The organism is Bacillus sp. F9_6S_D1_P_5 (assembly GCF_054823925.1).
Genome location: NZ_JBTREW010000007.1, coordinates 106902 through 121972, shown reverse-complemented (window position 1 = coordinate 121972; position 15071 = coordinate 106902). Strand labels below are relative to the sequence as shown.

Sequence of the window (15071 nt, the reverse complement as noted above, 5' to 3'; positions counted from 1 at the left end):
TTACAAGTCCACCTCTCACAAAAAACAGGATAAAAAAATAAACAGCGGAACCAGTCCACTGTTTACTTCGCCACACCTTCATGTAATTTTTCTGTATAATCTTTTACATCTTTCCAGCTATCTTTTGCTGTATGTAAATCTTCTTTTATAAACGTAAATTCTTCAGGGCTGATTCCTTTTACGTTTTGTAATAAGTTATTATATTTTGCCCCTACTGTATACCATTGATTTGATATATTTTGCAATGCTGTAATTGCTGCATCAATCGTTTCAGTCATGTTTGTTGTTTTATTTTTTACATCTGTCAAAATTGCGACCTCTGCTTGTGCGCCAGAAATTCTATCCTTTAAACTCGCGATTTCTCGTTCTGCATTTGCGATATCTTTTTTCGCAACGGCAATCATCGGTCCGCCAGCAAGACATGTAATTAGTGCTACACAAAGTACGCCACCAGCTATGACCATATCATTACTCTTTTTGATTGAATCGTTATATGTATTAATTTGTTGCTCTAAAGCTGGAATGCCAGCATTCGTACTTGCTAAAATTGCTGTTAATTGATTTGTATCCTCTTTAAAACGATTTGTGTCTTTCGCCATTCTATCGCGAAAGGCTTTCAAATCTCCTAATAATACATCTACCTCATTTTGATTCTTTACAATATCCGCATACAATTTTTCTAAATCCGCTTTTAACTTTACGCTATCTTTTTGATCAATCGCAATTAGCATGCTATCATAATACGCTTGAAAAGTATTATTGTAATTAATAATATTTTGATCTGTTTTCATAATTTGAGGCTTCATATGATTTGACCAATACGCCGCATTAATTTTTGCATCTCTTTGGTGCTGAATCATATTTCCTTTAAACTCACCATTAATGGAACTTATTTTACTCAAATCAGTCTCTTGCTGATTTCGAATTAATTTTGCATATGAATCCATTGCAAATATGCTCGATGTCGTTTGTGCCATTACATCTTGGAACCCCGCTGGCCCTAACGAATAATTTTTCGCACTTTCTTGTAATGTTGTTACGTTCTGTTCTGCTGCAAAAGGATGTAAAGGAAATGCGTTACTCGTTGCCACCCCAGCAATCATTAACGTTAAAAGGCATTTTTTATAAAATCGTTTCTGCATACTTTTCACCTATTTTCTTTATAAGAGTATAAAAAGCTCCTGCTCACAACTGAACAGGAGCTTCAAACCGTTCATCAATACTTAACGCTCTAACGATTCGTATTCGATTATGCTTTTTTCGTATCTACTACTTTAATATCTTCAGCATAAATCTTTTCTGCATAGTCTTTAATATTTTTCCAACTATCTTTCGCAATGTTTAAATCTTCTTTAATGAAAACAAGGTCATTTGGACTAATTGAATCTACATTTTGAAGTAAAGAATTGTATTTTGATCCCATTGTGTACCATTGGTTTGAAATATTTTGCAATGCTGTAATTGCAGTATCAATTGTATTTGTTAAATACTCAGTTTGTGTTTTAATGTTCGTTAATCCCGCTACTTCTAATTGCGCAGTTGTAACTTGTCCCGTTATCTTTTGAATTTCTGCTTGTGCATTATCAAGTTCTTTCTTCGCTAATACGATTCCAGCTGTACCACCGCCTACTGCTGCTGCACCACCTGCAATTAACGCGACTCCTAGCGGCGTTCCTGCCCCTGTAGCAATAACTACTGCACCACCAATAATGGCAATTGGCCCTAAAGCTGTTGCAACTGATGAACCGATTATAATTGCGTTATATTTACTAATTGCTTCATTGTACGTTGTAATTTGATTTTGCAATAGCGGGATTCCTGCATCTTGACTAGCTAAAATAGATGTAATTTGATTTGCGTCCCCCTTAAAGTTTTGCGTATCTGACGTCATTTTATTTCGGAATTTTTTCAAGTCTTCTACTAACTGATCTACTTGCGCTTTATTTTCATTAATACTACTTGATAATCTAGTTAAGCCTTTCGTAAGAGTCGCTTTATCCTTTGCATCAACTGCAGCAACTAAAGTATCATAATAGTTTTGGAATTTCGTATTGTAGTTAATGATATTTTGATTCGTTGAAATAAGCTGTGGTTTTAATACATCTAACCATTGCTTCGCATTTCCTCTAGCTGTATCTTGGTGCTGAATTACTTTCCCTTTTAAAGCAGCATCAACAGACGATACATTTCCAAAGTTAACATTACCTTGTTTAATAATTGTTAAAGCGTACAGATCCATTACTAAAGCGTTTGAACCCGTTCTTTCCATTGCATCTTTTAGGCCTTCTGGTCCTAATGAATATTCCTCATAGTTATTATAAGCTTTTGCTACCGCATGAACTGGAGCTTGCTTTACTGTACTCTCCGCTGCATACGTATGAGCCGGCATAATATTTCCTGCTGCAAATACTGCCATAAGTGCTGATAGAGCCATTACTTTATAAGGTTTTTTTGTCATTTTTCTTCTCTCCCTATATCGTTACTTATTTTTAATGTACTTCAACGTTTGTAACGTAATCTTCAAATTGATTCGTTTGTTTATTCATTTCATCACTTACTTTTTTAATTTGGTTGAAATGTTTTTGTAATAAACTACTGTCTGTATATGTGCCTTCTTCAACATTCTTTTGAATTTGGATCATATTATTGTTTAAAACTTTCCAATCCGTTAATAACGTTTCTAAAGTTGTGATTTGGCGATCAATTAGTTCTGTAAAGCTACTTACTTGATCTTCAACGAATGTAATTTGTGTTGCCTCTGCTTCAGTTTGTGATAACTTTTGAATAAGTGGCAATAGCTCTTTTTGCTTTTGCTGAATGCGAAGAGCGGCTTCTCTCGTTTGGCTATCTGCAGCATTTACAATTTCATTACTTAAAGTACCGATAGAAACGAAATCAATTGTCTTCGTTTGTGCAGTTTGATTTGTAATTGTAAATACTTGTTTACCGATATTAATAGAACCTTTAATAATTTCTTGCGGTCTATTCAAAATAGTCGTTAACTCTGCTTGAATTTCTCCTTGAATTCTTTTTATATCTTCTCTTAATTTCACAATATCTCCACTTGATCCTTGTAGTGTTTTTATTGCTTCATCGGCTTTAATTGATAAGTTGCTACTATCTTTATCTAATACCGTTTTAAATCGATTTAACTCTAATAAATCTTGCTCCATACTCTCTTGGATACTTTGTACTTGCAGTTGTAATTTTCCATATGCATTTGTAAAATCTGCTTTTGCTTGTTCATCTTCATTTACGTTTCCTGCTAGTTCATAGAGCTTACTATAATAACTATTAAATCTAGTACTATATCTCATCATCTCTTGATTTAAGTCAATGAGCTTCGGATTATATTCATCAATCCACTCTCTTACATTTGCCTTTGCAAACTTTTGATGATTCGTCAAACTACTCATGGCATTCACCTTAATGTCTGGCTGTTGTAAAATCACTAGTCCATATGCTTGTATAAGTGGTGACTGTGATCCTAACATTCTAATTGAATTAGATAATGTATTTGGAGCAATTACATTTTGTGCATATACTGTTTTCACTTCTGTTTGCCCCTCCTTAGCGTAAGCGCTTACAGGAATGAAGCAACTCGTAGATACTGCCGTAACCAATAACCCTGTAATTAAAGTCTTTTTCACTTTAACTCCTCCTATGTATTAGTAACTATTACTATCGCATTTTATTATTCTATTTCCTTACACATAATTTGAGATGGTTAAAATAGAGAACGTTCTCACCGCGATCCATGTATGAACCACCTCTCTCAACTTTTATTGCTACAGTACTTACTTATTGTTATAAAACATTTCATATGTGATTAGTATGAATATTATTGTATAAAATTTCTATTTTATAGCCATTTCCACATTCACACAGTGAATATATTACATGAAAATATTATTCATTATAAACTAAAAAACGTACGTCAATATGAAATTCCGTTTTGTTTTTATGTAAGTTTTGTACTGTAAGGTCATTTAAACACAGCTATTTATATAACGTAAAGAAGTATTTTCATTCCCTTTATTTTCAAGCTTTATTGTCCTTATTCCAAAATATAATCCTCTTCACTTTTCCAATTGAAATATCCATATATCACAACAAAAACCTCTACTTATTTACATATACAAAAATTATATCAATATATTTTTTAGACTCATATGCAATTATGCATAGTGTATACACAAAAAGGATAGCTTCACTTTCATGAAGCTATCCTTAAAAAATCTTCTTACTTTTTCAAATGATATGGAACTGTCGTAATAACTACATTTCTTTTATAGAGTAAATACGCACGAATGAGTAAACTAGACTGATTATGAAGAATGTTATGCCAACCTTTTTTCGGAATGAACTGTGGTATAACTACAGTAACTCGGTAATTTGATTCACTCGCTTTATATTGCACTGTATCAATAAACTTTGTCAGCGGTTGAAGAATACTTCTATAATGAGAATGCAATGTAACAAGTCTTACTTCAGGTTGCCACTTCTTCCATTTCTCTTCAAATTTCTTCTCTTCTTCTCTGTCAAAAGCAACATATACAGCGATAACTTGATCTGCAGAAAGAGACTTCGCATAGTTCAACGAATTTTCTACCACATGTGTCATACCAGCCACAGGAACGACAATTACATTTCCTTCAATCGGAACAATTCTCTCACAAGTTTTTAAACTTAATTGATCGCCTACTGCATCATAATGCTTCTTAATTCGGTGGAACAGGAATATGATTGCAGGTAAGAATATAAGGATCGACCAAACTTGTGCGAATTTAGTTAAAAAGAACATACTCATTACGATAAAACTAATGACTGCTCCAATTAAATTGACCGTTAATCTCAAAGCCCATCCTTCAGGTTTTTCACGAAGCCATTTTAATACCATACCCGTTTGAGAAAGGGTAAACGGAATAAATACACCTACTGCGTATAACGGAATTAAATGTTCCGTTTGTCCTTGGAAAGCTACAATTAAAATAATCGATGCGATTCCAAGTATAATAATTCCGTTTGAGTATCCTAGGCGGTCTCCTCTAATCATAAACATTCTCGGTATAAATTTGTCTTTTGCAAGGTTAACTGCTAATAGTGGAAATGCAGAATAACCTGTATTAGCAGCAAGAATTAATATTAAAGCAGTTGTACCTTGTATGAAATAGTACATGAAATTACGTCCAAAAGTTTGTTCAGCAATTTGTGAAACAACCGTTACTTCCTTACTTGGATTAATTCCGTAATAATAAGCTAAAAAGACAATTCCTGAAAATAAAACGGCAAGTAATGCACCCATTGCGAGCAATGTTTTCGCTGCATTGTTTGGTGCAGGATCTTTAAAGTTTGGAATTGCGTTAGAGATCGCCTCAACACCTGTTAAAGCTGAACTACCCGATGCAAATGCTCGTAGCAGTAAGAACAAACTAATTCCTGCAACTGGTGTTCCAATTGACGTGTGTAATGTCGGTGAAACTTGACCAGTTATAATATTATAAATACCTACACCAATTAATATAAATAGTGCTAGAACAAATAAATAAACAGGATATGCTAAAACGGAAGCCGATTCCGTTACCCCTCTTAAATTTAAAATAGTAATAAATATAACAAATATAATCGCAATGATTACATTATGTGCATGTAAACTAGGAAAAGCTGATGTAAGCGCATCTGTACCTGCTGATACACTTACTGCAACAGTTAAAATATAATCGACTAATAAAGACCCTCCAGCTATTAACCCTGGATTCATCCCTAAATTTTCTTTTGATACAACATACGCTCCTCCGCCGTGCGGATAAGCGTAAATAATTTGTCGATAAGATAAAATAAGAGCAGTTAATAACACTAATACCCCAACAGCTATCGGAATGGAATACCAATATGCTATTGCCCCAAGACCTGCTAATGCAATTAATATTTGCTCTGGTCCGTATGCAACCGATGACAATGCGTCAGAAGATAAAATAGCTAACGCCTTCGTTTTATTAAGCTTTTGCTCTCCAAGCTCAGTTGATTTTAACGGCCTTCCAATTAAAAACTTTTTGATAGATGAAACCACTGCTGTCCACTCTCCAATAATTTTGTACGAACTTTTCTGCTAGTTACAGCGGATAAACGATTTCTTCAGAAAACAAAAAATGTCTACAAGCCATAACGAAATAGACTTGTAGACATTATATTTTTTGTCGCACAAGCTCCACCTTCCTTCTCAATATAACGCTTACGAGGTTAGCTGTCGGATTCGGGCCTATGAGTAGCCCTACCTTTTTCAAGGATTCACCCCATTGGATTAAGAACTAATCCATAAGAACGGGTCCCCCGCACCATGCGGTTTCAGCGATTTAGAAAATTGAAACTGTGGATTATAATACTCCTTTATTTTCAAAATGTAAACAAAAATTTCGAAAAAGAAAAAATTTAAAATGATTGCGCATAATCCGCCGGTAAATATACATAATGAATACTAAAAAATCGATAAAGGAGACCTACATGTCTAAAGAAAAGAAGCCTATTTTTTCCGATTCCTATTTAGATGCATTAGCAAATGAAATTAATCAATTATACGGTAAACGTGAACAGGAAATAAATTTGACAGATAGAACGAAAAGAAATAAATAATTTGTCATAAAAAAGAAAGCAATACACTTATATATTGCTTTCTTTTTTATTTTTTCATACATCCAATTCTATTGCTGATTTGTTAAAGGTCATTTCTTCATACACCTTTAAATTTTGATATACCGCACCCAATAACGGTGCTTCCATAGAAAATTGTTCTGCTACATCTAGTAAGTATCCTTGTAAGTGCTCACCTTCAATTGCAGAACCTTTTTCCATATCACGCTGCATCGATGACTTCATATTATACGAAATTTTATCAATTGTTTTCATATGTTCCTGGGCAATATCTTCCTTAATTGGTGCTCCTATAAATCTCATGATTTGCACGCACTCTTCAAATAAGTTTTGGATAAAATTGCGGCCACCTTCGCTTTCACGAATCGGTCCTATCGGTGCACGCATTAATGTTGTCACACCTGACATTGCAGTAATAAATAAATATTTATGCCACATATCTTGCGTAATATTTTCACTTAAAACAAAACTAGATTTCGTACCTGCAAATGCTTTAGCAATATGCTGTATTCTCTCTGAATCTTGAGACTTCATTTCTCCAAATACAAGTCTGTTAGCAGCACTCGTTTGTACAATCTCTCCTTGATCGTTTAACGTCGTCTCAATAAAGCATAAACCGCCGATCACTTTCTCTTCACCAAATTCTTTTTGTAATAGTGATACATGAGCAACACCATTTAGTAATGGAATAATTACAGTATTTTCACCTACAAACGGCTTCAAATCTTGAATTGCATCGTTTAAGTGATACGCTTTTGTTGAAAATAGAATAACATCAAACGGAGAAGTTCTATCTTCTTTCGTTATTAATTTCGGTTGGAAGGAAAAATCCCCGTTAACACTACGAATAACAAGTCCCTTTTCCTCTAATTGCTGTTTTCTTTTGCTACGAACAAGAAACGTAACATCTTCTCCTTTTTCGACTAATCGGCCACCAAAAAAGCCTCCGACACCACCAGCTCCTAATACTAAAATACGCATACAAGATCCCCCTTTTCAACATACAATTTTATAACATTTAGTATACATAACATTATACATGTCCCCTACTAAATAAGCTGAATTTTCATTCTTAATCAAGTATAAAACAATGGTTATTTTCAAATGAATTTGGGCATGTTGTTTTTATAGCATATATGGAAAGGAAACAATGTAAATGGAGGCAATACAAACAATCGAGGAAAAAGATGTAGCAACAGCCATATTTCAATTTATATTCCCATTTTCTTTTAAAACTGGATATGAACAAAATATGTTCCCTTTCTTACAGAAAAATGATTTTCGCCCTTTTCGACTCGATCATCTTGAAAATGAAAATACATACTACGGAAAGTTTCAAGTTTCACATCAAAATATGGAAGCATACTACCTTTCATTTACAAATAAAATACTATTTCCTCACTCAGAACATCAAAAAGGATTACAACGCTATTCTAAAGACCTTAACTTAACTGGACATTTAACAACAAATTTGATTTCCGTTCCATTCAAGATTCATTCTATTGACGTAACACTTTGTCCTTATGAGCTTGGCTTCTTAACAATTCGGACAGAAGTAGAAACCGCTCTAAACATGACATTATCAGAAGCAATCGAATTCGCCGCCCGCTTCCGTGTACTTGAAACTAAAAATGATACAAACGAGACTATTTGTATCGAATGTAATGGAAAAAAGTATTCCCAAGTGGAAAGATTCATTTTTGGTTATTTATTTCATGGCGTAACAGATTTCTTTGAGAAGAAGAGATTAAGAAGCTCTTACTTTCAAACCTTTCCATTCTTTGAAGACCAAAGAATGTACGTTCAAACTTTATTATCTATAAAAGAAGCAATGGAACTGAATGAAGTGGATGTTTATCGTACTTCCAGTCTTTCCGGGTTAACAAGTGATGGTAAGGCATATGTGAGTGCAAATAATCTGCCTTATATTCATGATTATTTAAAACAACACGCTTACCAAAGATGGGCTCCGAATCGCTATTTCATAATGGAAGAACATATATTCACATGTGTAACAAATGAAGGAGAACGCGAATTTACTAAACTTGCGAGTCAAATGTATGGGGAGTTTTATTACGCTTTATTATTAAATCTATTTCATAAAATTGTTTTATTAAAAATGGCAAATGCTTATGCTGAATTAAACATTGAACAAGATACAAATGAAATAGAGAAATTAATTTATTCAATCAATTCGTTTACGGCGAATTACTTTTCTTTAGAGCTAGTATCCCAGTCACAAAGTGAAGATATTTTCTTTCGCTTAAGAAAGCTTTTTAACATCGAAATACTATACTCAAATGCAAAACAAAATCTTGATAGTTTGTTTAAATATCAAGAAAACGTCGCCTCTAAAAAAGATAGCCTTTTATTATTAATTTTAACGCTCTACTCTGTAGTAGGCCAAATGTTAGGGTTTACTATGATTGATCTGTTAAGAAACACCGATTCAAACAAAATATCATCGCCACTTGAATTTTTCGCACTTTTAATAGCAATTAGCGGCATCGTCATTTCACTTATTTTAGGTGCGCAAAGTTTATACCAATGGAGTCTACAACATAAACGAAGAAAAGCATGGGTAAAACAAACTGTACTTTCTGCTGTGAAAGAGAAAGATGATGAGAAGTAAAGAAGGTTATTTTCAAATTATAAATATGTAGTATACGTTTCAGTAAATGAAATTTTTATCGGCGCAACTCGAAATATATCAGCGATTTTTAAGATATATCGACTTACCGACAAAAACTGACAAAAAACACATCATAAAAAAGTACTCCAAACTGAAATTTGGAGTACTTTTTTATTACAATAATCTAGCTTACTTCCCTGCTTCGATTTTCTCTAATGCGGCAGCTACTTGTTCTTCTGTTAATTCATGTTGTATTACGTAGCGGTTACGTGGGCTTACACGACATTCATGAGAACATGCACGTAAATATTTCGCTTCGTTTTCTTCAGAACATAAAATTTTCTTATTACATTCTGGATTTGAACAGTTTACATAGCGCTCACAAGGTTCACCTGAGAAGTGGTCTTTACCAACGATAACATGTTCTTTTTGGTTTACTGGTACAGCGATACGCTCATCGAATACGTAACATTGTCCATCCCAAAGCTCACCTTGTACTTCTGGGTCTTTACCGTACGTTACAATACCGCCGTGAAGCTGGCTTACATCTTCGTAACCTTCACGAACTAACCAACCAGAGAACTTCTCACAACGAATTCCGCCAGTACAGTATGTTAAAATCTTTTTACCTTCAAGCGTTTCTTTGTTTTCTCTAATCCAATCTGGCAATTCACGGAATGATTCAATATCAGGTTTGATCGCGCCTTTGAAGTGACCTAGATCAAATTCATAATCATTTCGTGCATCAATAATAACTGTGTCTTCTTGTTTCATTGCCTCATAAAAATCTTTTGGCTCTAAATATTTACCAGTAATCTCTTTTGGATTAATGTCATCTTCTAGACGAAGTGTAACTAACTCTGGACGAGGACGTACGTGCATTTTCTTGAATGCATGCCCCTCTTCTTCATCTATTTTAAATACGATACCGTCAAAACGTGGATCGTTATTCATCGCTTCCATGTATTTCTCTGTTTGTTCTACAGTACCAGAACAAGTTCCGTTAATACCTTCTTTTGCAACAAGAATTCTACCTTTTAATTCAAGTGAATTACAAAATGCTAAATGCTCTGCCGCAAATTCTTCTGGGTTTTCAATTGTTGTGTACATGTAATATAGTAATACTCTATATGGTTTTGTAGTTGCCAATGTATTTCTACCACCTATCTAATTTTTAAAATCATGTATAAGTTAACGTTCATATCAAAACATATATAATAAGAAAATGAATCCCATTTTCTTTTCTTTATACTATTTTCTATCAGTTAACAAAAATAAAAAACAAGATTACACACCAAAACACTATGGTTATGTTGTAATCCCAATATATTATATATCATACAAATGCAATTCCATCAATTAATATGCTATATTATCGGCTTTATGTTCACATAAATTTCAAAAATAGTCCTTTAATTTATTATCTTCCCCCTTATCTAGAAACCATAAACTTCCAAAAGTTCTTCACATCGTCACACCATTCATTGCATAAAGGCATATAATTTGCACTAAGGAAACATTTGTGTTCAAATAAAAATATCATCTAATACATTTAAATGTATTGAAATAAAAAATAAGAATACTTACAATAATTTCATCAAGTTAACATTTCAAAGGGGAAAACGACTATGAATAAAGATATATCAAAAGATGAACAAGTCCCTTCTCAAAGTACAACTGTTCAATCAGCGCATTTAGCATTAAGCGGACAAACGAAAGGTTTAAAAAGACTATTACCCTTTTTAGGTCCTGCTTTCATCGCTTCAGTCGCTTATATTGATCCTGGCAATTTCGCGACAAATATTGCCGCTGGATCACAATATGGATATTTATTACTTTGGGTAATTCTCGCTTCTAATTTAATGGCTGTATTAATCCAAACTTTATCAGCTAAATTAGGAATCGCGACAGGCAGAAACCTTCCTGAAATAGCTCGAGAGAACTTTCCAAAACCTGTTTCCATCGGCTTATGGATACAAGGTGAACTCGTTATTATGGCTACTGATTTAGCTGAATTTATCGGGGCAGCACTCGGATTGTATTTATTATTTGGAATTCCGATGCTACCTGCCGCTTTAATTACAGCAGTCGGATCATTTATTATTCTTGAGTTTCAACGCAGAGGATTTCGTCCATTAGAAGCTATCATAACAGGAATGATTTTCATCGTTGTTATCGCTTTTGGTGTACAAGTCTTTTATGCAAAACCGGAATTAAGTCCTCTACTTTCAGGGCTCTTCATTCCAAAATTCCAAGGTGTAGACAGTATATTACTTGCAGCAGGAATTTTAGGTGCGACAGTTATGCCACACGCAATCTATTTACATTCCGCCTTAACGCAGCGCCGCGTAGTCGGAACAAATGATGAACAAAAGAAAAAGATTTTCCGCTTCGAGTTTATTGATATTATTATTGCAATGGTTATCGCTGGAGCAATCAACGCAAGTATGTTAATAGTAGCAGCTGCACTATTCTTTAAAAACGGCTTGCATGTCGAAGATCTTGATGTTGCTTTTAACCAGTTCAGTACTTTAGTCGGTCCTGTATCAGCTGCTTTATTTGGAATTGGGCTCTTATCAGCAGGACTATCTAGCTCTTCTGTCGGTACAATGTCAGGTGATATTATTATGCAAGGTTTCATTCGAATGCATATTCCGTTATACTTACGCCGCTTTATTACAATGATTCCACCATTAATAATTATCGCTTTAGGTGTAAATCCAACTTACGCACTAGTCATGAGCCAAGTCGTCTTATCATTCGGTATTGCCTTTGCGTTAGTACCCCTTATTATGTTTACAAGTAGTAAAAAAATTATGGGTGCGCTCGTTAATCACCGCATAACGACCTTTATCGCTTGGATCATTGCTGCACTTGTTATCATTTTAAATATTTTCTTACTGTATCAAACTTTTGTAGGGTAATAAGAAAAGGTATTCCAATAAAACTGGAATACCTTTTTCATTACCACTTATGTATGTACCTCTTTCCGGCATTATCACATCTTTTTCAGTTCGAAAGTACAGTGGTAATCCTTCCGAAAGAAATATGCTCACCTTGGATGGATCCTGTCTTTGATGATGAATATGTAAATGCGGCTCACTTGAACTTCCGGAGTTACCGACTTGGGCAAGAACCTCTCCTTCATTTACATGTTGACCTTCCCTCACTTTAATTGATCCTTTCTTTAAATGGGCCAGAACCATAAATGTCCCTGATTCATCTAGTCGTAAATAAATATGATTCCCCGCCATTGACTGAAAATCATCCTCTCCTGGAACTACATCTTTTTCATCATTATTGATAGATACAACTGTTCCAGAAGCTGGTGCCATTACTTCCGCTCCATATATTCCATAATCCTCTAACTTACTACTTTTCACTTCAGCAGGCGGAATAAGAATATCATATGCCCAGCGTTCATTTGGTTTTATAACATGATAGTTCGTTTCTAATCGATCACCACCCCATCCCACTAATGCTCGTTCATTCAAAGGAAAGCGAACTACTGCTTTAGGATTCATAGAATGTACATCTGCTGGATAAGCAAGTCCCCCTATGTTAGCAAACCACCCTAAAGGCCAAGCTCCAATTATAGAGAAAAGAACGATGAAGAGTAGCGCTCTATCTATTCGCTTTCTGAAAATCCCTTTCCACACAAATAGTAAAACTGATCCTATCAAAATAAAGAGTGATACTATGCTAAAGGCTTGTATACTCCACCAAAAAATGACTGATATAACACCATGGGCTAAATAAACTACACTCCAACTTATAATTAAAAATGCAACTAAAATTATTAATACATATTTCTTCCACATGTTGTATCCTCACTCTCATATCTTTGTTCTACATAATACGAAGTAAAAATTACGACATATAAAAGAAATACTTACGACTTTCTTACAATTCTTTATAACGCGGTAAAGCGATAGTGAAAACAGTTTCTTTCTCGTTACTGCGCACAGTGATATCCCCTTTATGAAGCTCTGCTATACTTCTCGCTATTGCAAGTCCCATTCCTTTTCCACCCGTATGAGAGCTACGTGATTTTTCACCACGATAAAACTTCTCAAAAACGTAAGGAAGGTTCTCATTCGGAATGCATTGCCCAAAATTTTTAATTTCTATTTCAACATTCATGTCTCTTTTAGAAATTTGAACCAAAATCTGTTTTCCGTCTTTCCCGTACATAATACTATTACTAATTACATTTCCGAACAGCCTCACCATAAGCGCTACATCCATTTCCACATGTAACTCCTTATCACCATTAATACAAAAGCTCATATCGGCATCATCTAGTTGTGGTACAAAATCAATCATGATTTGTTCAATGAACGCTTTCATATTTACTACACTTTTATGTAATTCAATCTCTCTATAATTTATTTGACAATATTCTAATAAATCATCTACTTGATTTTTTAATTCATAACTTTTTCGCTTTAATATACTTACATACTGTTCACATTCTTCTCTATTTGAATGAAGCTGATTTCCTAACAGGTCCGCGTAACCGATTAGAGATGTTACAGGTGTTCGTAAGTCATGAGAAATATTGCTAATCATTTCATTTTTCGTTTCCTGTGATTTTTTTTCATTTTCGATAGACTCTTTTAAACTTTTAGCCATTCTATTAACATTCGCTGCTAATTCACCAATCTCGTCATTTTTTGAAATAGGTATATGTATTTCCAAATTACCACTACTTATTTGCTTCACACTCTTGTTAATTTCAGATAATCTTTTCATCATTGTTTTTGTCATGAATGCAAAGTATATTGTAGTAAAAGTTAAAAAAGCTATTACATATAAAAATGAATATTTTTTCTCTAATTCGGTAACTTGACCATATATATTTCCAATTAATATTTGAAACGCTATTATACTTACAGTTGCTAACAAAATGCTACATATGAATGCGATAAAAAACTTAGCTCTAATGCCTTGTAATGATTTAATCTTCAATTTTATATCCGACTCCCCAAACATTTTGAATAAACTTCGGCTCTTTTGGATTCTCTTCAATTTTATTTCTTAATCTTGCAATATGAACCATTACTGTATTATTACTTTCATAGGCCCTTTCTTTCCAAACGCTCTCATATATTTCTTCAATAGTAAATACACGATTCCTTGCAGCGGCCATTAAGTACAAAATATCATATTCAGTCCTCGTAAGATTGATTGTTTCTCCATATAACATTACAGTTCTAGACACTTCATCTATTTCTAAACCTCTAATGTTTATTTTCTTTTCTATTTCTTGGACAGCATTTTGATTGAAATATGTATACCTTCTTAATTGAGCTTTCACTCTCGCTATAAATTCAATTGTGCTGAACGGCTTCACAATATAATCATCTGCTCCAGTACTAAATCCTATTACCTTATCTACATCCGATGATTTCGCGCTTAAAAACATAATTGGTAAACTATGTTTCTCTCTAATCCTTCTACACAATTCTATTCCATCCATTTGTGGCATCATAATATCCAAAATAGCAAGTTGAATTCTGTTATTATTTATTATTTCTAAAGCCTCTTCTCCATTATGAGCACTAAAAACTTTAAAACCTTCTTGCATTAAATTTACGTTCACAAATCGAACAATATCTTGATCATCATCTACAATTAAAATTGAATTTTTCTCCATATACAAACCTCTTTTTGAAATATATTCCACAATCAATTTTATCATACATTAAAACCATACTTCCTCTTGAATAATCTTTATTTTCAGACTAAATTATATAATAACAACACATTCTAGTTTCAGAAGAAATGG

Annotated in this window: 12 protein-coding genes and 1 riboswitch; of the genes, 3 read left to right on the top strand and 9 right to left on the bottom strand. The window is 33.8% G+C overall.

Features of this window, described 5'->3' with window-relative positions:
• Window positions 1-62: 62 nt before the first annotated feature.
• The 4 genes from nheC to ACUXEY_RS10780 form a co-directional block, all read right to left on the bottom strand.
• Window positions 63-1142 carry a non-hemolytic enterotoxin NHE subunit C gene (nheC, locus tag ACUXEY_RS10795; RefSeq protein ID WP_461300658.1) on the bottom strand — a complete coding sequence of 360 codons (1080 nt, stop codon included), beginning with the start codon at window positions 1140-1142 and terminating at the stop codon, window positions 63-65.
• Between the two features lie 107 nt (window positions 1143-1249).
• Window positions 1250-2458, bottom strand: a complete 1209-nt coding sequence (nheB, locus tag ACUXEY_RS10790; RefSeq protein ID WP_461300657.1) for a non-hemolytic enterotoxin NHE subunit B — start codon at window positions 2456-2458, stop codon at window positions 1250-1252.
• A gap of 31 nt (window positions 2459-2489) precedes the next feature.
• On the bottom strand, window positions 2490-3650 hold the full coding sequence (nheA, locus tag ACUXEY_RS10785) for a non-hemolytic enterotoxin NHE subunit A (protein WP_000751852.1): 1161 nt from the start codon (window positions 3648-3650) through the stop codon (window positions 2490-2492).
• Window positions 3651-4243: 593 nt separating this feature from the next.
• Window positions 4244-6070 carry an APC family permease gene (locus ACUXEY_RS10780; RefSeq protein WP_461300656.1) on the bottom strand — a complete coding sequence of 609 codons (1827 nt, stop codon included), beginning with the start codon at window positions 6068-6070 and terminating at the stop codon, window positions 4244-4246.
• 144 nt (window positions 6071-6214) lie between these two features.
• Window positions 6215-6361: riboswitch (cyclic di-AMP (ydaO/yuaA leader) on the bottom strand.
• Window positions 6362-6501: 140 nt separating this feature from the next.
• Here ACUXEY_RS10780 and ACUXEY_RS10775 point away from each other — a divergent pair.
• Window positions 6502-6630, top strand: a complete 129-nt coding sequence (locus ACUXEY_RS10775) for a hypothetical protein (RefSeq protein ID WP_000031869.1) — start codon at window positions 6502-6504, stop codon at window positions 6628-6630.
• A gap of 54 nt (window positions 6631-6684) precedes the next feature.
• On the opposite strand, the gene panE is transcribed toward ACUXEY_RS10775, so the two are convergent.
• Window positions 6685-7629 carry a 2-dehydropantoate 2-reductase gene (gene panE, locus ACUXEY_RS10770; protein ID WP_461300655.1) on the bottom strand — a complete coding sequence of 315 codons (945 nt, stop codon included), beginning with the start codon at window positions 7627-7629 and terminating at the stop codon, window positions 6685-6687.
• A 175-nt stretch (window positions 7630-7804) separates the two neighbouring features.
• On the opposite strand from panE, the gene ACUXEY_RS10765 reads away from it, so the two are divergent.
• Window positions 7805-9280 (top strand): hypothetical protein, encoded by a 1476-nt coding sequence (locus ACUXEY_RS10765; protein ID WP_461300654.1) that lies wholly within the window; start codon window positions 7805-7807, stop codon window positions 9278-9280.
• 189 nt (window positions 9281-9469) lie between these two features.
• On the opposite strand, the gene trhO is transcribed toward ACUXEY_RS10765, so the two are convergent.
• On the bottom strand, window positions 9470-10429 hold the full coding sequence (trhO, locus tag ACUXEY_RS10760) for an oxygen-dependent tRNA uridine(34) hydroxylase TrhO (protein WP_212956636.1): 960 nt from the start codon (window positions 10427-10429) through the stop codon (window positions 9470-9472).
• Between the two features lie 479 nt (window positions 10430-10908).
• Between trhO and ACUXEY_RS10755 the strand changes: the two genes are divergently transcribed.
• Window positions 10909-12204, top strand: coding sequence for an Nramp family divalent metal transporter (locus ACUXEY_RS10755; protein WP_461300653.1), 1296 nt, complete (start codon window positions 10909-10911; stop codon window positions 12202-12204).
• On the opposite strand, the gene ACUXEY_RS10750 is transcribed toward ACUXEY_RS10755, so the two are convergent.
• The 3 genes from ACUXEY_RS10750 to ACUXEY_RS10740 form a co-directional block, all read right to left on the bottom strand.
• Window positions 12178-13101 carry a M23 family metallopeptidase gene (locus ACUXEY_RS10750; protein ID WP_461300652.1) on the bottom strand — a complete coding sequence of 308 codons (924 nt, stop codon included), beginning with the start codon at window positions 13099-13101 and terminating at the stop codon, window positions 12178-12180. The two genes, ACUXEY_RS10755 and ACUXEY_RS10750, sit on opposite strands and share 27 nt — an antisense overlap.
• An 82-nt stretch (window positions 13102-13183) precedes the next feature.
• Complete coding sequence (locus tag ACUXEY_RS10745; RefSeq protein ID WP_461300651.1) at window positions 13184-14251, bottom strand: sensor histidine kinase; 1068 nt, start codon at window positions 14249-14251, stop codon at window positions 13184-13186.
• Complete coding sequence (locus ACUXEY_RS10740) at window positions 14241-14939, bottom strand: response regulator transcription factor (RefSeq protein ID WP_429602919.1); 699 nt, start codon at window positions 14937-14939, stop codon at window positions 14241-14243. The genes ACUXEY_RS10745 and ACUXEY_RS10740 overlap by 11 nt, the downstream gene beginning before the upstream one ends.
• Window positions 14940-15071 lie beyond the last annotated feature (132 nt).